14 protein-coding genes are annotated in these 14,397 nt (G+C 66.1%); 2 read left to right on the top strand and 12 right to left on the bottom strand.

Going from position 1 to position 14,397, the window contains the following annotated elements; all coding sequences use genetic code 11:
- Positions 1 to 94 precede the first annotated feature (94 nt).
- The 4 genes from IG194_RS20515 to cysD form a co-directional block, all read right to left on the bottom strand.
- On the bottom strand, positions 95 to 1,312 hold the full coding sequence (locus IG194_RS20515) for an ATP-binding protein (protein WP_058488606.1): 1,218 nt from the start codon (positions 1,310 to 1,312) through the stop codon (positions 95 to 97).
- 359 nt (positions 1,313 to 1,671) lie between these two features.
- Positions 1,672 to 3,573: a sulfate adenylyltransferase subunit CysN gene (gene cysN / locus IG194_RS20510; protein ID WP_009617857.1), complete on the bottom strand. Its 1,902-nt coding sequence runs from the start codon at positions 3,571 to 3,573 to the stop codon at positions 1,672 to 1,674.
- 70 nt (positions 3,574 to 3,643) lie between these two features.
- A complete protein-coding gene (locus IG194_RS20505; protein ID WP_009617855.1) occupies positions 3,644 to 3,988 on the bottom strand; it encodes a four helix bundle protein in 345 nt (114 codons plus the stop codon).
- 39 nt (positions 3,989 to 4,027) lie between these two features.
- Positions 4,028 to 4,945, bottom strand: coding sequence for a sulfate adenylyltransferase subunit CysD (cysD, locus tag IG194_RS20500; RefSeq protein WP_043272357.1), 918 nt, complete (start codon positions 4,943 to 4,945; stop codon positions 4,028 to 4,030).
- Positions 4,946 to 5,323: 378 nt separating this feature from the next.
- Here cysD and mltB point away from each other — a divergent pair, with 378 nt between their 5' ends.
- Positions 5,324 to 6,430 carry a lytic murein transglycosylase B gene (gene mltB, locus IG194_RS20495; RefSeq protein WP_058488604.1) on the top strand — a complete coding sequence of 369 codons (1,107 nt, stop codon included), beginning with the start codon at positions 5,324 to 5,326 and terminating at the stop codon, positions 6,428 to 6,430.
- 13 nt (positions 6,431 to 6,443) lie between these two features.
- Here mltB and IG194_RS20490 read toward each other — a convergent pair whose 3' ends face one another.
- The gene (locus IG194_RS20490; protein WP_058488603.1) at positions 6,444 to 7,202 is read right to left on the bottom strand and encodes a Nif3-like dinuclear metal center hexameric protein; all 759 of its coding nucleotides are present in this window, start codon (positions 7,200 to 7,202) and stop codon (positions 6,444 to 6,446) included.
- A gap of 115 nt (positions 7,203 to 7,317) precedes the next feature.
- On the opposite strand from IG194_RS20490, the gene algW reads away from it, so the two are divergent.
- The gene (gene algW, locus IG194_RS20485; protein WP_009617842.1) at positions 7,318 to 8,481 is read left to right on the top strand and encodes a Do family serine endopeptidase AlgW; all 1,164 of its coding nucleotides are present in this window, start codon (positions 7,318 to 7,320) and stop codon (positions 8,479 to 8,481) included.
- Between the two features lie 48 nt (positions 8,482 to 8,529).
- On the opposite strand, the gene hisC is transcribed toward algW, so the two are convergent.
- From hisC to IG194_RS20450, 7 genes are all read right to left on the bottom strand, one after another.
- Positions 8,530 to 9,588 (bottom strand): histidinol-phosphate transaminase, encoded by a 1,059-nt coding sequence (hisC, locus tag IG194_RS20480; protein WP_058488602.1) that lies wholly within the window; start codon positions 9,586 to 9,588, stop codon positions 8,530 to 8,532.
- Positions 9,589 to 9,697: 109 nt separating this feature from the next.
- Positions 9,698 to 11,008, bottom strand: coding sequence for a histidinol dehydrogenase (gene hisD, locus IG194_RS20475; protein WP_058488601.1), 1,311 nt, complete (start codon positions 11,006 to 11,008; stop codon positions 9,698 to 9,700).
- A 125-nt stretch (positions 11,009 to 11,133) separates the two neighbouring features.
- Positions 11,134 to 11,769, bottom strand: coding sequence for an ATP phosphoribosyltransferase (gene hisG, locus IG194_RS20470; protein WP_009617828.1), 636 nt, complete (start codon positions 11,767 to 11,769; stop codon positions 11,134 to 11,136).
- 12 nt (positions 11,770 to 11,781) lie between these two features.
- On the bottom strand, positions 11,782 to 13,047 hold the full coding sequence (gene murA, locus IG194_RS20465) for a UDP-N-acetylglucosamine 1-carboxyvinyltransferase (RefSeq protein ID WP_009617826.1): 1,266 nt from the start codon (positions 13,045 to 13,047) through the stop codon (positions 11,782 to 11,784).
- Between the two features lie 21 nt (positions 13,048 to 13,068).
- Positions 13,069 to 13,308 (bottom strand): BolA family protein, encoded by a 240-nt coding sequence (locus IG194_RS20460; RefSeq protein WP_009617824.1) that lies wholly within the window; start codon positions 13,306 to 13,308, stop codon positions 13,069 to 13,071.
- A gap of 114 nt (positions 13,309 to 13,422) precedes the next feature.
- Positions 13,423 to 13,734, bottom strand: coding sequence for a lipid asymmetry maintenance protein MlaB (locus IG194_RS20455; protein ID WP_058488600.1), 312 nt, complete (start codon positions 13,732 to 13,734; stop codon positions 13,423 to 13,425).
- Positions 13,731 to 14,384: a phospholipid-binding protein MlaC gene (locus IG194_RS20450; RefSeq protein WP_043272555.1), complete on the bottom strand. Its 654-nt coding sequence runs from the start codon at positions 14,382 to 14,384 to the stop codon at positions 13,731 to 13,733. The genes IG194_RS20455 and IG194_RS20450 overlap by 4 nt, the downstream gene beginning before the upstream one ends.
- Positions 14,385 to 14,397 lie beyond the last annotated feature (13 nt).

Below are 14,397 nucleotides of genomic sequence, written 5' to 3'. Positions count from 1 at the left end.
CCTGAGCGAGCCACGAGCCAGGGGAGGCGCAATGTGTGGTCAATGGACAGTCAAGAGAAGTGCAATTGCGCATCTGAAGAACCGTTTCAGCCAATCATCCCCAGAACAGAGAAAGCGGAACGGCCGTCAGTTGCTGGTCGAAACGCACCACCTGCTCCCCCGTGTAGAAAACGATTCCTCGCTTGAACTGCCGAGGGGTCGTATCACGCAGGTGACGCAGGCCGTTGAAGTCCTTCGCACTGATCGTGGTAGCCGCCTTGACCTCTACCCCGACCAGATCACCCCGCCGGTTCTCCAGGACAAAGTCGACCTCCATCCCCGTGGAAGTTCGATAGTGCATCAATGTCGTGCGTATCTCCGCCCATGTCTGATGCTTGGCCAGCTCCGCATATACAAAGGCCTCCACTAGGTCACCCGGCAAACCGAGCGAAGCTGATACGCCGGATTTGCTCACCCCCAGCAGGTGAGCCATCAGCCCATAGTCCGTCACGAATAGCTTGGGGGACTTCTGCAGGCGTTTGCCCAGATTGGAGGACCAGGCCGGAACCTGGCGAATCAGGAAAAGTGTTTCCAGCAGCGTCAGGTAGCGCTTCAAAGTCGTCTGCGGAATGCCTGTGGCGCGGGACAGCTCAGCAGCGTTGAGCAGGCCACCACTACGCGCGGCCAGCAACTGCATCAACCGGGGCAGCTCCGTCAGCCCCTCGATCTGGGCCAGATCACGAACGTCACGCAACAGGATGGTGCTCAGGTAGTTGTCGAACCAGGCTTCGCGCCGGCGCTCGCTCGTACGCGATAATGCCTCCGGATAGCCCCCAGCCATCAGCCGCCCGATGAAGTCATCGCGTTGATAGGCACAGCGATCCGGGAACTCCCCGTCGAACAGCCTATCGATCATGCTGATTGGCCGGCCGGCAATTTCACTCTGCGCCAGCGGCCAGAGCGTCAGCACCTCCATACGCCCGGCCAGAGAATCGGCAATCTGGGGCAGTAGCAGGACGTTGGCCGATCCGGTCAGTAGGAAACGGCCGGGCGTACGATCCTTGTCCACCTCGGCCTTTATGGCCAGAAAAATCCCGGGAGCTCGCTGCACTTCATCCAGGCAGACCGCCCCTTCGAGCGCCCCGATGAAGCCGAACGGGTCGGCTTGAGCAGCCGCCAGCACAGCCGGATCGTCAAGGGTGAAATAGCGGACATCCTGCTCCAGAGTTCGAACCAGGGTGCTCTTGCCTGTCTGGCGGGCGCCATTGATCAGAACGACCGGAGAGTCATCCAAAGCTTCAAGCGTGTACTGGCGGATTTTGCGTGGGTACATTGTGTAAATTCATCCATCAACCGGGTGAAATTACACCATTAACCTGGATGCTTTCCAGTCCCCGACCCCGCCTACCCTCGGCAAATGGCCATCGGCTTACTACTCACGCACTCGTAGCCAAACCAGTACACGACCTTCGGATACCAAATATCGTCTTAGCAGGGCGTCCTACAGAGAGGCCAGGCAAACCAGGGAGCGCAACATCCTACCTTTCGCACCCCATGCAGGAGCGCGCCCTGCGCGCGAATCGCGGACGGAGTCCGCTCCTACAGCTCACCGTGAGGCGTGGCGTTCCGGCCCCCGCCGAGCACCAAAGAAAAAGCCCCGCCTAGGCGGGGCTTTTCACAACGCTGTCGCGATCAGATCGCGCCGCGCTGGCGCAGCAGGTCGAGGACCGCTTTCACGCCCTCTTCCACCGACTGGTGGTGGGTGTCGATCACCAGGTCGGCATCCAGCGGCACGTCGTAGGGGAAGGACTCGCCGGGGATGTTGTCCTGGCCGGCCGCGTACAGGCCCTGCGGGTCGCGCTCGCGGCAGACCTGCGGCGATGCCTGGACGTAGACGGTGATCAGGCGCTCGTCGCCGATCAGCGCCTTGGCCCGCTCGCGGCCTTCGGCGCTGGGGGCGACGAAGGCGCACAGGCTGATCAGCCCCGCTTCGTTGAACTGCCTGGCGACGTGGGCGGTGCGCAGCCAGTTCTCGGTGCGCCCGGCGCGGTCCTGCGGCAGGCCCTTGTTCAGGTCGTGGCGCAGGTTCTGGCCGTCCAGCACGTAGACCGCGCGGCCCATGTCGAACAGCTTGCGCTCCAGGGCGTAGGCCAGAGTGCTCTTGCCGGCGCCGGAGAGGCCGCTGAACAGCACGGTGGCCGGCTGCTGGCCGAAGCGCGCGGAGCGCTCCTCGCGGCTCACGTGGGCGCCCTGGCCGTGATGGCTGGCATGGCTCTGGCCGGCCTGCGGCGCGGCGATGATCATGCCGGCGCCGACGGTGCCGTTGGTCAGCCGGTCGATGACGATGAAGGCGCCGGTGGTGCGGTTCTGCGCATAGCCGTCAAGGGCAATGGGCGCATCCAGGCTGACCTTCACGCGGGCGATCTCGTTGAGCTTGAGTTCGCTGGCGGCGGTCTCTTCCAGGGTGTTCACGTCCACCTTGTGGGCGATGCTCGGGATCGAGCCCGGCACATAGCTGGTGGCGCGCTTGATGTCGTATTTCTTGCCCGGGAGCATGGGCTCCTCGGCCATCCACACGAGCATGGCGTCGAAGCCGTCGGTGACCAGCGGGCGGTTGTCGGCGTGGACCAGCATGTCGCCGCGGGAGACGTCGATCTCGTCTTCCAGGGTCAGGGTGATGGCCTGGCCGGGGCCGGCGTGTTCCAGCTCGCCCTCGAAGGTGACGATGGACTTGACCTTGCTGCCCTTGCCCGACGGCAGCGCCACGACCTCGTCGCCCTTGCGCACGATGCCGCTGGCCAGCGTACCGGCGAAGCCGCGGAAGTTCAGGTTCGGGCGGTTGACGTACTGCACCGGGAAGCGCATGTCGTCCAGGTTGCGGTCGCCGGCGATCTCGACGGTCTCGAGGATTTCCATCAGCGACTGGCCGGTGTACCAGGGCGAACGCTCGGACTTGTTGACCACGTTGTCGCCCTTGAGCGCCGACATGGGCACGAAGTGCAGCGAGCTGGTCTTGAGGTTGATCTTCTCGGCGAACTGCAGGTAGTCGGCCTTGATCTGCTCGAAGACGCCCTGGTCGAAGTCCTTCAGGTCCATCTTGTTGATGGCCACGACTATGTGCTTGATGCCCAGCAAGGATGCGATGAAGCTGTGCCGGCGGGTCTGCGTCTGCACGCCGTAGCGGGCGTCGATCAGGATGATGGCCAGGTCGCAGGTGGACGCGCCGGTGGCCATGTTGCGGGTGTACTGCTCATGGCCGGGGGTGTCGGCGATGATGAACTTGCGCTTGGCGGTGCTGAAGTAGCGGTACGCCACGTCGATGGTGATGCCCTGCTCGCGCTCGGCCTGCAGGCCGTCGACCAGCAGCGCCAGGTCGACTTCGTCACCGGTGGTGCCGACCTTCTTGGAATCCTTGGTGATAGCTTCCAGATGGTCTTCGTAGATCATCTTGGAGTCGTGCAGCAGGCGCCCGATCAGGGTGCTCTTGCCGTCGTCGACGTTGCCGCAGGTGAGGAAGCGCAGCAGTTCCTTGCGCTCGTGCTGGGCCAGGTAGGCGAGGATGTCCTCGCTGATCAGGTCAGACTGGTGGGACATGGTCTTTCTCTATCGCTGAAGGCTTGAGGCTGGAGGCTGAACGAACGAGCGCACCGAGCAAGCCGATAATTCATGGACGTTGAAGTCGTTTTAGAAGGCCGGAAAGCATCGCCGCGATGCGCTTGCATCGCTCGATCCAGTCCCGGCCGATCTCGGCCGATATGAAGCCGACTTCAACACCTATATAAATCTGAGTTCTCAACTCCGAGCACGAGCCCTTGGCCATGCTCAGAAAGTAGCGCTTTTCCTTGTCGCCATCCCGCGTCATGCCTTCGGCAATGTTGCTGGGAACGGACAGGGCCGATCGGGTGATCTGATCCTTGAAACCGAAGTCTCGGCAGCCGGCCAGCGCCCGATAGACATCAACCGAAAGCCTTGCGGAGAGCTTCCATACATCGAGTCGTTCGAAATCCATTTCGTCCAGCCTCAAGCCTTCCAGCGCTTTTTTCGGCTTTTAAAAATACCCCTGCCGCTTCTTCTCTTCCATGGAACCTGCCTGGTCGTGGTCGATGACCCGGCCCTGGCGTTCGGAAGTGCGCGTCAGCAGCATTTCCTGGATGATTTCCGGCAGCGTGGTGGCGGTGGATTCCACCGCTCCGGTCAGCGGGTAGCAGCCCAGGGTACGGAAGCGCACCATCTTCTTCTGGATGCTGGCCTTCTGCTCGTCGCTGAGGTGCTCGAGGATGCGCTCGTCGTCGATCATGATCAGCGCGCCGTTCATCTCGATCACTTCGCGCTCGGCGGCGAAGTACAGCGGGACGATCGGGATCTGTTCCAGGTAGATGTATTGCCAGATGTCCAGCTCGGTCCAGTTGGACAGCGGGAAGACGCGGATCGACTCGCCCTTCTTCACCTTGCCGTTGTAGACGTTCCACAGCTCCGGGCGCTGGTTCTTCGGGTCCCAGCGGTGCTTGCTGTCGCGGAAGGAGTAGACGCGCTCCTTGGCGCGGGACTTCTCCTCGTCGCGGCGGGCGCCACCGAAGGCGGCGTCGAAGCCGTACTTGTCGAGCGCCTGCTTGAGGCCCTCGGTCTTCATGATGTCGGTGTGCTTGGCGCTGCCGTGGGTGAAGGGGTTGATGTCCTGGGCCACGCCATCGGGGTTGATGTGGGTGATCAGGTCCAGGCCCATTTCCTCGACCATCTTGTCGCGGAAGCGGTACATCTCCTGGAATTTCCAGCGGGTGTCGACGTGCATCACCGGGAACGGCAGCTTGCCGGGGAAGAAGGCCTTGCGCGCGAGATGCAGCATCACCGCGCTGTCCTTGCCGATCGAGTACAGCATCACCGGGTTGTCGAACTCGGCGGCCACCTCGCGGATGATGTGGATGCTTTCCGCCTCCAGCTGTTTCAGATGCGTCAGTTTGTCGACCATGGCTACTCACGGAATTGCTTATGGACGGCCTTCGGGCCGTAGACGAGGGCGCACTCTACCACAACGTCAGACTCTAACCGGGCGGCCACTTATACCGAAAGAATATACCCATATAGCCACTTGTCAGACCGCGCCAGCGCCCAGGAGACTAAGGCCCCGGGCCTGACCGGGCGGATGGGGCGCGCCGCTGGAAACGAGATATCCACAGACGCCCGCCTCTCCGACGAACTGCCCTTCACCCGCAAAGCCGCCACCCGCTCCGGGCCCGGAAACAGATTCAGGAGGAAGCGCATCCCGCCCTCCGCTAGAGTAGGCCCCGGTAAGCGCCCCCATCTGCGCTACCCTATTCCTCATTCCCCACGCCCCAGCAGATTTCCCATGCGCCGCATCGCTCCGCTCCTGCCCCTGTTCCTCCTCATCGCCGCCTGCAGCAGCAAGCCCACCGCGCCGACGCCGGCAGCCGCCCCGCAGAAAAGCGCCGCTACCGGCACGACGCGCCTGTACACCCCGGCGAACCCGGTGCAGCCGATCCGCCCGCTGACCGGCGACTTCGCCAACAACCCCAACGCCCAGCGCTTCGTCGACCGGATGGTCAGCCTGCACGGCTTCGATCGCCAGCAGCTGCAGGACGTGCTGGGCCGCACCCAGCGCCTGGACTGGGTGATCCGCCTGATGGACCGCCAGGCGCCGACCTACCAGGCGCCTAGCGGGCCGAACGGCGCCTGGCTGCGCTACCGCAAGAAGTTCATCACCCCGGACAACGTCCAGAACGGCGTGGCCTTCTGGAACCAGTACGAAGACGCCCTCGAACGCGCCTCGAAGATCTACGGCGTGCCGCCGGAGATCATCGTCGGCATCATCGGCGTGGAAACCCGCTGGGGCCGGGTGATGGGCAAGACGCGGATCATGGATGCCCTGGCCACCCTGGCCTTCGACTACCCGCGGCGCGCCGACTTCTTCACCGGCGAGCTGGAGCAGTTCCTCCTGCTGGCGCGCAAGGAGCGCGACGACCCGCTGGCCCTGCGCGGCTCCTACGCCGGCGCCATGGGCTACGGCCAGTTCATGCCGACCTCGTTCGCCCGCTACGCGGTGGACTTCGATGGCGACGGCCACGTCGACCTGTGGGACCCGCAGGACGCCATCGGCAGCGTCGCCAACTATTTTCAGCAGCACGGCTGGGTCACCCACGACAGCATCGCCGTGCCGGCCAGCGGCCAGGCGCGCGGGCTCGAGGATGGCTTCAAGACACAGTATCCGATCCAGACGCTGAGCGCCGCCGGGCTGCGCCCGCAGGCGCCGCTGGGCAAGCACCAGAGCGCCAGCCTGCTGCGCCTGGACATGGGCCGCAACTACCAGTACTGGTACGGCCTGCCGAACTTCTACGTGATCACCCGCTACAACCACAGCACCCACTATGCGATGGCGGTCTGGCAGCTCGGCGCGGCCGTGGACCAGGCCCGGCGCCGCTACGCCTCGACGCCGTGAGCGCCCGCGGCGCTCAGGCGGGGTTCGGGCAGTCGATGAAGCGGTGCTCGATGCCGAAGCGCTCGGCCAGGTAGCGGCCCAGCGCCTGCACGCCGTAGCGCTCGGTGGCGTGGTGGCCGGCGGCGATGAAGGTGATGCCGTTCTCGCGGGCGCTGTGCACCGTCTGCTCGGAGACCTCGCCGGTGAGGTAGGCGTCCACGCCCGCCGCGATGGCCTGGTCGATGTAGCCCTGGGCGCCGCCGGTGCACCAGGCGATGCGCCGGATCGGCCGCTCGCCTTCCACCAGCAGCGGCTCGCGGCCCAGCACCCGGGCCACGTGGGCGGCGAAATCGGCCGGCGCCACGGGTGCCGCGGGCGCGCCCAGCAGCACGATGGAGCGCGGGTTGCCCGGTTCCAGCGGGCCTTCGATGTCCAGGCCGAGCTGCTGGCCCAGCTGCACGTTGTTGCCCACCTGCGGGTGCAGGTCCAGCGGCAGGTGGTAGGCGATCAGGCTGATGTCGTGGGCCAGCAGGGTCTTCAGGCGGCGCTGCTTCATGCCCACCACGCAAGGGTTCTCGCCCTTCCAGAAGTAGCCATGGTGGACCAGCACCGCATCGGCCTGCTCGGCCACCGCCGCGTCCAGCAGCGCCTGGCTGGCGGTCACGCCGCTGACGATGCGCCGCACCTGCGGCCGGCCCTGCACCTGCAGGCCATTGGGGCAGTAGTCCTGGATGCGCGCGGCGTCCAGGTAGCGGTCGGCCTCTTCGACCAGCTCGGTCAGATCGATCGCCATCGAATTTCCTCCAGGCATTAGGGGAGACGGCTATTTTCTTGCCACGCCGCCCGTATAATGGCGGCCACCCTAGCGGCCTTCCCCAGGCCGAGCAACCCCCAAGGATCGTCCTCCGATGCTGAAGGCCCTGCGTTTTCTCGGCTGGCCCGCGCTTGTCGGCGTCTTGCTGGCGCTGCTGATCATCCAGCGTAACCCCGAATGGGTCGGCCTGCCCGAACAGGAAGTCCACCTGCAGCAGGCGCCCCTGCTCAGCCGCCTGCAGCAGGGCCCCGGAACCTATGCCGACGCCGTGACCCGCGCCGCGCCGGCGGTGGCCAACCTGTACACCACCAAGATGGTCAGCCGGCCGGGCAACTCGATGCTCGACGACCCGCTGTTCCGCCGCTTCTTCGGCGACAACCTGCCGCAGCAGAAGCGCATGGAGTCGAGCCTGGGCTCGGCGGTGATCATGAGCCCCGAGGGCTACCTGCTGACCAACAACCACGTCACCGCCGGCGCCGACCAGATAGTCGTGGCCCTGCGCGACGGCCGCGAAACCACGGCGCGCCTGGTCGGCAGCGACCCGGAAACCGACCTTGCGGTGCTCAAGATCGACCTCAAGGACCTGCCGGTGATGACCCTCGGCCGCTCCGACGGCATCCGCACCGGCGACGTCTGCCTGGCCATCGGCAACCCCTTCGGCGTGGGCCAGACGGTGACCATGGGCATCATCAGCGCCACCGGCCGCAACCAGCTGGGGCTGAACACCTACGAAGACTTCATCCAGACCGACGCGGCGATCAACCCGGGCAACTCCGGCGGCGCCCTGGTCGACGCCAGCGGCAACCTGGTGGGCATCAACACCGCCATCTTCTCCAAGTCCGGCGGCTCCCAGGGCATCGGCTTCGCCATCCCGATCAAGCTGGCGCTGGAGGTGATGAAGTCGATCGTCGAGCACGGCTCGGTGATCCGCGGCTGGCTGGGCGTCGAGGTGCAGCCGCTGACGCCGGAGCTGGCCGAGTCCTTCGGCCTGCAGGACCAGGGCGGGGTGGTGGTCGCCGGTGTCTACCGCGACGGCCCGGCCGCCCAGTCCGGCATGCAGCCGGGCGACATCATCCTCGACATCGACGGCAAGAAGGCCGCCGACGGCCGCACCGCGATGAACCAGGTGGCGCGCACCAAGCCGGGCGAGAAGATCAGCATCCAGGTGCTGCGCAACGGCAAGCACGTCACCCTGGAGGCGGAAGTGGGCCTGCGCCCGCCGCCCACTCCGCCGGTGCAGCAACCGCAGCAGCAGTAACGAAGAACGGCGCCCGAGGGCGCCGTTGCTTTTTCCGCCGGGAGTGGTTCAGAGCCGCGTGCGCAGGGCGTCCAGCAGCGCCTGGTTCTGCTCCTCGGTGCCGATGCTGATGCGCAGGAACTGGGCGATGCGCGCCTGCTTGAAGTGGCGGACGATCACACCCTGCTCGCGCAGGCCGGCGGCCAGTTCGGCGGCGTCGTGGCGCGGGTGGCGGGCGAAGATGAAGTTGGCCGCCGACGGCAGCACCTCGAAGCCCATGCCGCTCAGTTCGCCGACCAGCTTCTCGCGGCTGTCGATCACCGCCTGGCAGGTGCGCTGGAAGTACTCGCGGTCCTCGAAGGCGGCGATGGCGCCGGCCTGGGCCACGCGGTCCAGCGGGTAGGAGTTGAAGCTGTTCTTGACCCGCTCCAGGGCCTCGATCAGGTCCTCGTGGCCGACCGCCAGGCCGACGCGCAGCCCGGCCAGGGAGCGCGACTTGGACAGCGTCTGCGCCACCAGCAGGTTCGGGTAGCGCTCCACCAGGCCGATGGCGGTCTCGCCGCCGAAGTCGACATAGGCCTCGTCCACCAGCACCACGCTGTCCGGGTTGGCCAGCAGCAGGCGCTCGATGGCGTCCAGCGGCAGCAGGCAGCCGGTCGGCGCATTGGGGTTGGGGAAGATGATCCCGGCGTTGGGGCGGGCGTAGTCCTCGACGCGGATCTGGAACTGCTCGTCCAGCGCCAGCGCCTCGAAGGGAATGCCGTAGAGGCCGCAGTACACCGGATAGAAGCTGTAGGTCACATCGGGGAACAGCAGCGGCCGGCCGTCGTGCTGGAACAGCGCGTGGAAGGCGTGGGCCAGCACCTCGTCGGAGCCGTTGCCGACGAACACCTGGCCCGGGCGCACGCCATAGTAGTCGGCGATGGTCTGCTTCAGGCGCTCGGCGTTGGGGTCCGGGTACAGGCGCAGGGCGTCGCCCAGCTCGGCCTGCATGGCGGCCAGCACCTTGGGCGACGGGCCGTAGGGGTTCTCGTTGGTGTTGAGCTTGACCAGCTTGGCCAGCTTGGGTTGCTCACCCGGCACGTAGGGCACCAGGTCCTTGACGAAGGGGCTCCAGAACTTGCTCATCGCCCTCGCTCCTTTAAAAGATTCGCTGAAGGCTGGAGGCTGGAGGCTGAACGAAAAAGCGAAACCCACTTCGTCCAGCCTCAAGCCTCCAGCGGCTTTTATCGGCTTTTCAGCCCTTGATCCGGTATTCGGCGCTGCGCGCGTGGGCGGTCAGCGACTCGCCGCGGGCCAGGACCGAGGCGGTCTTGCCGAGCACCGAGGCGCCGTCGGCCGAACAGAAGATGATCGACGAGCGCTTCTGGAAGTCATACACGCCCAGCGGCGAGGAGAAGCGCGCGGTGCCGGAGGTGGGCAGCACGTGGTTCGGGCCTGCGCAGTAGTCGCCCAGGGCCTCGGCGGTGTAGCGGCCCATGAAAATGGCGCCGGCGTGGCGGATGTTCGGCAGCCAGCTTTCCGGGTCGGCCACCGACAATTCCAAGTGCTCCGGGGCGATGCGGTTGGCCACTTGGCAGGCCTGGGCCTGGTCGGCGACCTGGATCAGCGCGCCGCGGTTGCCCAGCGAGGTGCGGATGATCTCGGCGCGCTCCATGGTCGGCAGCAGCTTCTCGATACTGGCGGCGACCTTGTCGAGGAAGGCCGCGTCCAGGCTGACCAGGATCGACTGGGCGTCCTCGTCGTGCTCGGCCTGGGAGAACAGGTCCATGGCGATCCAGTCCGGGTCGGTGCCGCCGTCGCAGACCACGAGGATTTCCGAGGGGCCGGCGATCATGTCGATGCCCACCTGGCCGAACACGTGGCGCTTGGCGGTGGCCACGTAGATGTTGCCCGGGCCGACGATCTTGTCCACCTGGGGCACGCTCTCGGTGCCGTAGGCCAGCGCGGCCACCGCCTGGGCGCCGCCGATGGTGAAGACGCGGTCGACGCCGGCGATGCAGGCGGCGGCGAGGACGATCTCGTTGATCTCGCCACGCGGCGTCGGCACCACCATGACCACTTCGGCGACGCCGGCGACCTTGGCGGGAATCGCGTTCATCAGCACCGAAGACGGATAGGAAGCCTTGCCGCCGGGCACGTACAGGCCGGCGCGATCCAGCGGGGTGACCTGCTGGCCGAGCACGGTGCCGTCGGCCTCGGTGTAGCGCCAGGAGTCCTGCTTCTGCTTCTCGTGGTAGCTGCGCACGCGCTCGGCGGCGGTTTCCAGCGCCTCGCGCTGGGCCGGGGTGATGCGCGTCAGGGCCAGTTCCAGGCGCTCGCGCGGCAGGATCAGGTCGGCCATGCTGGCGACCGCGAGGCCGTCGAAGCGCTGGGTGAGCTCAACCAGGGCGGCGTCGCCACGGCTGCGCACGTCAGCGATGATGTCCAGCACGCGCTGGTTCACGGCGTCGTCGGACACGCTTTCCCAGGACAGCAGATGGTCCAGATGACGCGCGAAGTCCGGATCGGCGGCATTGAGTCGACGGATGGCGAAGGGTGCGGTCATAGCTGGCCTCTTAAAATTGGCGTGATCTCGGGCGCCGCTAGACTAGCAAGCCCACCGTGCGGGCACCCGAGAAAATTTGGCTATGACACGGATAGGCGGGCGCGGCGGGAAGGCCGCGCAGGGAATTACGCCCGGTGTCGAGACTCCACCGCTTCACGCAGAGTGTCGATCAGGGCCTGGATGCGCGCGTGCTGCATCTTCATCGAGGCCTTGTTGACGATCAGCCGCGAGCTGATGTGGGCGATCAGCTCCTGGGGTTCCAGGCCGTTGGCGCGCAGGGTGTTGCCGGTGTCGACCACGTCGATGATCTTGTCGGCCAGGCCGACCAGCGGCGCCAGCTCCATGGAGCCGTACAGCTTGATCACCTCGACCTGGCGGCCCTGCTCGGCGTAGTAGCGCTTGGCCACGTTGACGAACTTGGTGGCCACGCGCAGGCGGCCCTTGGGCTCGGCCGCGCCGACCGCGCCGGCGGTCATCAGCTTGCAGTTGGCGATCTTCAGGTCCAGCGGCTCGTACAGCCCCTGGCCGCCGTATTCGAGCAGCACGTCCTTGCCGGCCACGCCGAGGTCGGCGGCGCCGTGCTCGACGTAGGTCGGCACGTCGGTGGCGCGGACGATCAGCAGGCGCACGTCGTCGAGGCTGGTGGGGATGATCAGCTTGCGGCTCTTGTCCGGGTTCTCGGTCGGCACAATGCCTGCCGCTGCGAGCAGCGGCAGGGTGTCATCGAGGATCCGGCCCTTGGACAGGGCGATGGTCAGCATGTCTGGTCAGCCCTAGCCCGGTACGCGGCGGATCTTGGCGCCGAGCAGTTGCAGCTTCTCTTCGATGCACTCGTAGCCACGGTCGATGTGGTAGATGCGGTCGATCAGGGTGTCGCCCTCGGCCACAAGGCCGGCGATCACCAGGCTGGCGGAAGCGCGCAGGTCGGTGGCCATGACCGGGGCGCCCTTGAGCTGCGGCACGCCGGTGACGATGGCGGTGTTGCCTTCGACGAGAATCTGCGCGCCCATGCGGTTCATCTCGTAGACATGCATGAAGCGGTTCTCGAACACGGTCTCGATCACCGCGCCGGTGCCTTCGGCCACGGCGTTCAGCGAGATGAACTGGGCCTGCATGTCGGTGGGGAAAGCCGGGTACGGCGCGGTGCGGATGTTCACCGCCTTCGGCCGGTTGCCCTTCATGTCCAGCTCGATCCAGTCGTTGCCGGTGTTGATGTGCGCACCGGCCTCTTCCAGCTTCAGCAGCACCGCCTCGAGGATGGTCGGGTCGGTGTCCTTGAGCTTGACGCGGCCACCGGTGGCGGCGGCGGCGACCAGGTAGGTGCCGGTCTCGATGCGGTCGGGCAGCACGTTGTACTTGGCGCCGCCCAGGCGCTTCACGCCGTCGATGACGATGGTGTCGGTGCCGGCGCCCTGGATCTGCGCGCCCATGGCGATCAGGCAGTTGGCCAGGTCGACCACTTCCGGCTCGCGGGCGGCGTTTTCCAGCACGGTGCGGCCGTTGGCCAGGGCCGCGGCCATCATGATGTTCTCGGTGCCGGTCACGGACACGGTATCGAAGAAGAAGTGCGCGCCACGCAGGCCGCCGGCCGGGGCCTTGGCCTTGATGTAGCCGCCTTCGACGGTGATCTGCGCGCCCATGGCCTCGAGGCCGCGGATGTGCAGGTCGACCGGACGCGAACCGATGGCGCAGCCGCCGGGCAGGGCCACCTCGGCCTCGCCGAAGCGCGCGACCATCGGGCCGAGCACCAGGATCGAGGCGCGCATGGTTTTCACCAATTCATAGGGCGCGACCAGGGTCCTGATACTGTTGGCGTCGACTTCGACGTTGAGCTTCTCGTTGATCACCGGCTGCACGCCCATGCGACCGAACAGCTCGATCATGGTGGTGATGTCGTGCAGGTGCGGCAGGTTGCACACGGTAACCGGAGTATCCGCCAGCAGGGTGGCGGCAAGGATCGGCAGCGCGGAGTTCTTGGCGCCGGAGATGCGGATTTCGCCGTCGAGACGGGAACCGCCGGTAATGATCAGTTTGTCCATAGCAGGTATATCCCCGGCGGCTCAGGAACGCTCGGCCCAGGCGGCGCGGCTGAAGAATTTCATGGTCACGGCATGGATGGCGCCACTGGCGATCCATTCGTTAAGGTGCGCGTAGATCTGCTGCTGACGTTTCACCGGGCTCAGACCGGCCAGTTCGTCACTGATCAGGTTCAGCTGGAAGTTGCAGCCTTCGCCTTCCACTTCGACCTGGGTACCCGGGAGCTTGGCTTCCAGGATGTTCTTGACTTCAATCGCCTGCATGCTCGACCTCGATCGGCGCTCAACGCGCGCGGGCCGGCAATGATACAAAAAAGCCCCCCGCCTGCGAACCCCGCCAGGGGAAGTCGCGGACGGAGGGCCTTTCGAGCGCCCCGATCAGCCCTGCAGCGGCAGGATGCCGTCGAGGTCGCTGACCTTGGCGATGTCTTGCATGTCTTTCGGCAAGCCGCGGACCTGCAGGCTCTTGCCCGCTTGGTGCGCATCGCGCAGGAAGGCCAGCAGCAGCGACAGGCCGACGCTGCTGGACTTCTCCACCGCCGAACAATCCACCACCAGCTGCTGGGCGCCGCTCGCGGCGATCAGGGCCTTGCCCTGCTCGCGCAGCTGCGTGCCGCTGCGGTAGTCGAGCACCCCGGCCAGGCGCAGCTCGCCGGCCGCGCCCTCGCTGATGCTGGCGGCGCTGGTCATTGCGCGCCACCCTCGTCCGGGTTGCCCTTGGCGGCATCCTTGGCATGGGCGACCACCTGGTCCCAACCGGCGATGGTCTTCTCCAGGTCGTTGCCGTTCTTCTGCATGGAGTCGGCGAACTGGTCGCGGAACAGCTTGCCGATGTTGATGCCGTTGATGATCACGTTGCGCAGGCGCCAGGTCCCCGACTGGTTGACCATGGTGTACTGCACCGGATAGACGGTGCCCTTGCTGTCACGGATCTCCATGTTCACGCTGGAGCGCTCCGGGTCCTGCTTGCCGGTGGACGGCAGCACGCGGATGTCCTGGTTGTCGTACTCGAGCAGGGCGTTGCCGTAGAACTGCATCAGGCTGTTCTTGAACACCGTCTCGAAGCGCTTGATCTGCTCCGGGGAGGCCTGGCGCGAATACTTGACGGTCATCACGCCCCTGGCGATGCCCTCGGAGTCCACCACCGGGCCGAGGATGCGGTCCAGGGCGGCGTAGAGCTGCTTGGGATCGGCGCGGTAGGCCGGCTTGTTGGCCTTGAGGTCGGACAGCAGGTTGTCGACGGTCTGCTGCACCACCTGCTGCGCATTGGGCGCGGCGCTGGCGATCAGCGGCAGTGCTGCGAGCAGGACCAGCAGGCCGCGGCGCAGGAGAGTCAGCATGGCGTTCATCCTC

The sequence above is a fragment of the Pseudomonas sp. ADPe genome (assembly GCF_014843515.1).
GTDB classification, from domain to species: domain Bacteria; phylum Pseudomonadota; class Gammaproteobacteria; order Pseudomonadales; family Pseudomonadaceae; genus Pseudomonas; species Pseudomonas citronellolis.
This window is presented reverse-complemented; position numbering and strand designations above follow the sequence as displayed.

What these genes read in the sequence shown, in the direction of transcription:
- algW (WP_009617842.1), top strand. Translation starts at nt 7,318, where the DNA reads ATGCTGAAGGCCCTGCGTTTTCTCGGCTGGCCCGCGCTTGTCGGCGTC.
- IG194_RS20450 (WP_043272555.1), bottom strand. Translation starts at nt 14,384, where the DNA reads ATGCTGACTCTCCTGCGCCGCGGCCTGCTGGTCCTGCTCGCAGCACTG.
- cysN (WP_009617857.1), bottom strand. Translation starts at nt 3,573, where the DNA reads ATGTCCCACCAGTCTGACCTGATCAGCGAGGACATCCTCGCCTACCTG.
- hisC (WP_058488602.1), bottom strand. Translation starts at nt 9,588, where the DNA reads ATGAGCAAGTTCTGGAGCCCCTTCGTCAAGGACCTGGTGCCCTACGTG.
- IG194_RS20455 (WP_058488600.1), bottom strand. Translation starts at nt 13,734, where the DNA reads ATGACCAGCGCCGCCAGCATCAGCGAGGGCGCGGCCGGCGAGCTGCGC.
- cysD (WP_043272357.1), bottom strand. Translation starts at nt 4,945, where the DNA reads ATGGTCGACAAACTGACGCATCTGAAACAGCTGGAGGCGGAAAGCATC.
- IG194_RS20460 (WP_009617824.1), bottom strand. Translation starts at nt 13,308, where the DNA reads ATGCAGGCGATTGAAGTCAAGAACATCCTGGAAGCCAAGCTCCCGGGT.
- IG194_RS20505 (WP_009617855.1), bottom strand. Translation starts at nt 3,988, where the DNA reads ATGGATTTCGAACGACTCGATGTATGGAAGCTCTCCGCAAGGCTTTCG.
- mltB (WP_058488604.1), top strand. Translation starts at nt 5,324, where the DNA reads ATGCGCCGCATCGCTCCGCTCCTGCCCCTGTTCCTCCTCATCGCCGCC.
- IG194_RS20490 (WP_058488603.1), bottom strand. Translation starts at nt 7,202, where the DNA reads ATGGCGATCGATCTGACCGAGCTGGTCGAAGAGGCCGACCGCTACCTG.
- murA (WP_009617826.1), bottom strand. Translation starts at nt 13,047, where the DNA reads ATGGACAAACTGATCATTACCGGCGGTTCCCGTCTCGACGGCGAAATC.
- hisD (WP_058488601.1), bottom strand. Translation starts at nt 11,008, where the DNA reads ATGACCGCACCCTTCGCCATCCGTCGACTCAATGCCGCCGATCCGGAC.
- IG194_RS20515 (WP_058488606.1), bottom strand. Translation starts at nt 1,312, where the DNA reads ATGTACCCACGCAAAATCCGCCAGTACACGCTTGAAGCTTTGGATGAC.
- hisG (WP_009617828.1), bottom strand. Translation starts at nt 11,769, where the DNA reads ATGCTGACCATCGCCCTGTCCAAGGGCCGGATCCTCGATGACACCCTG.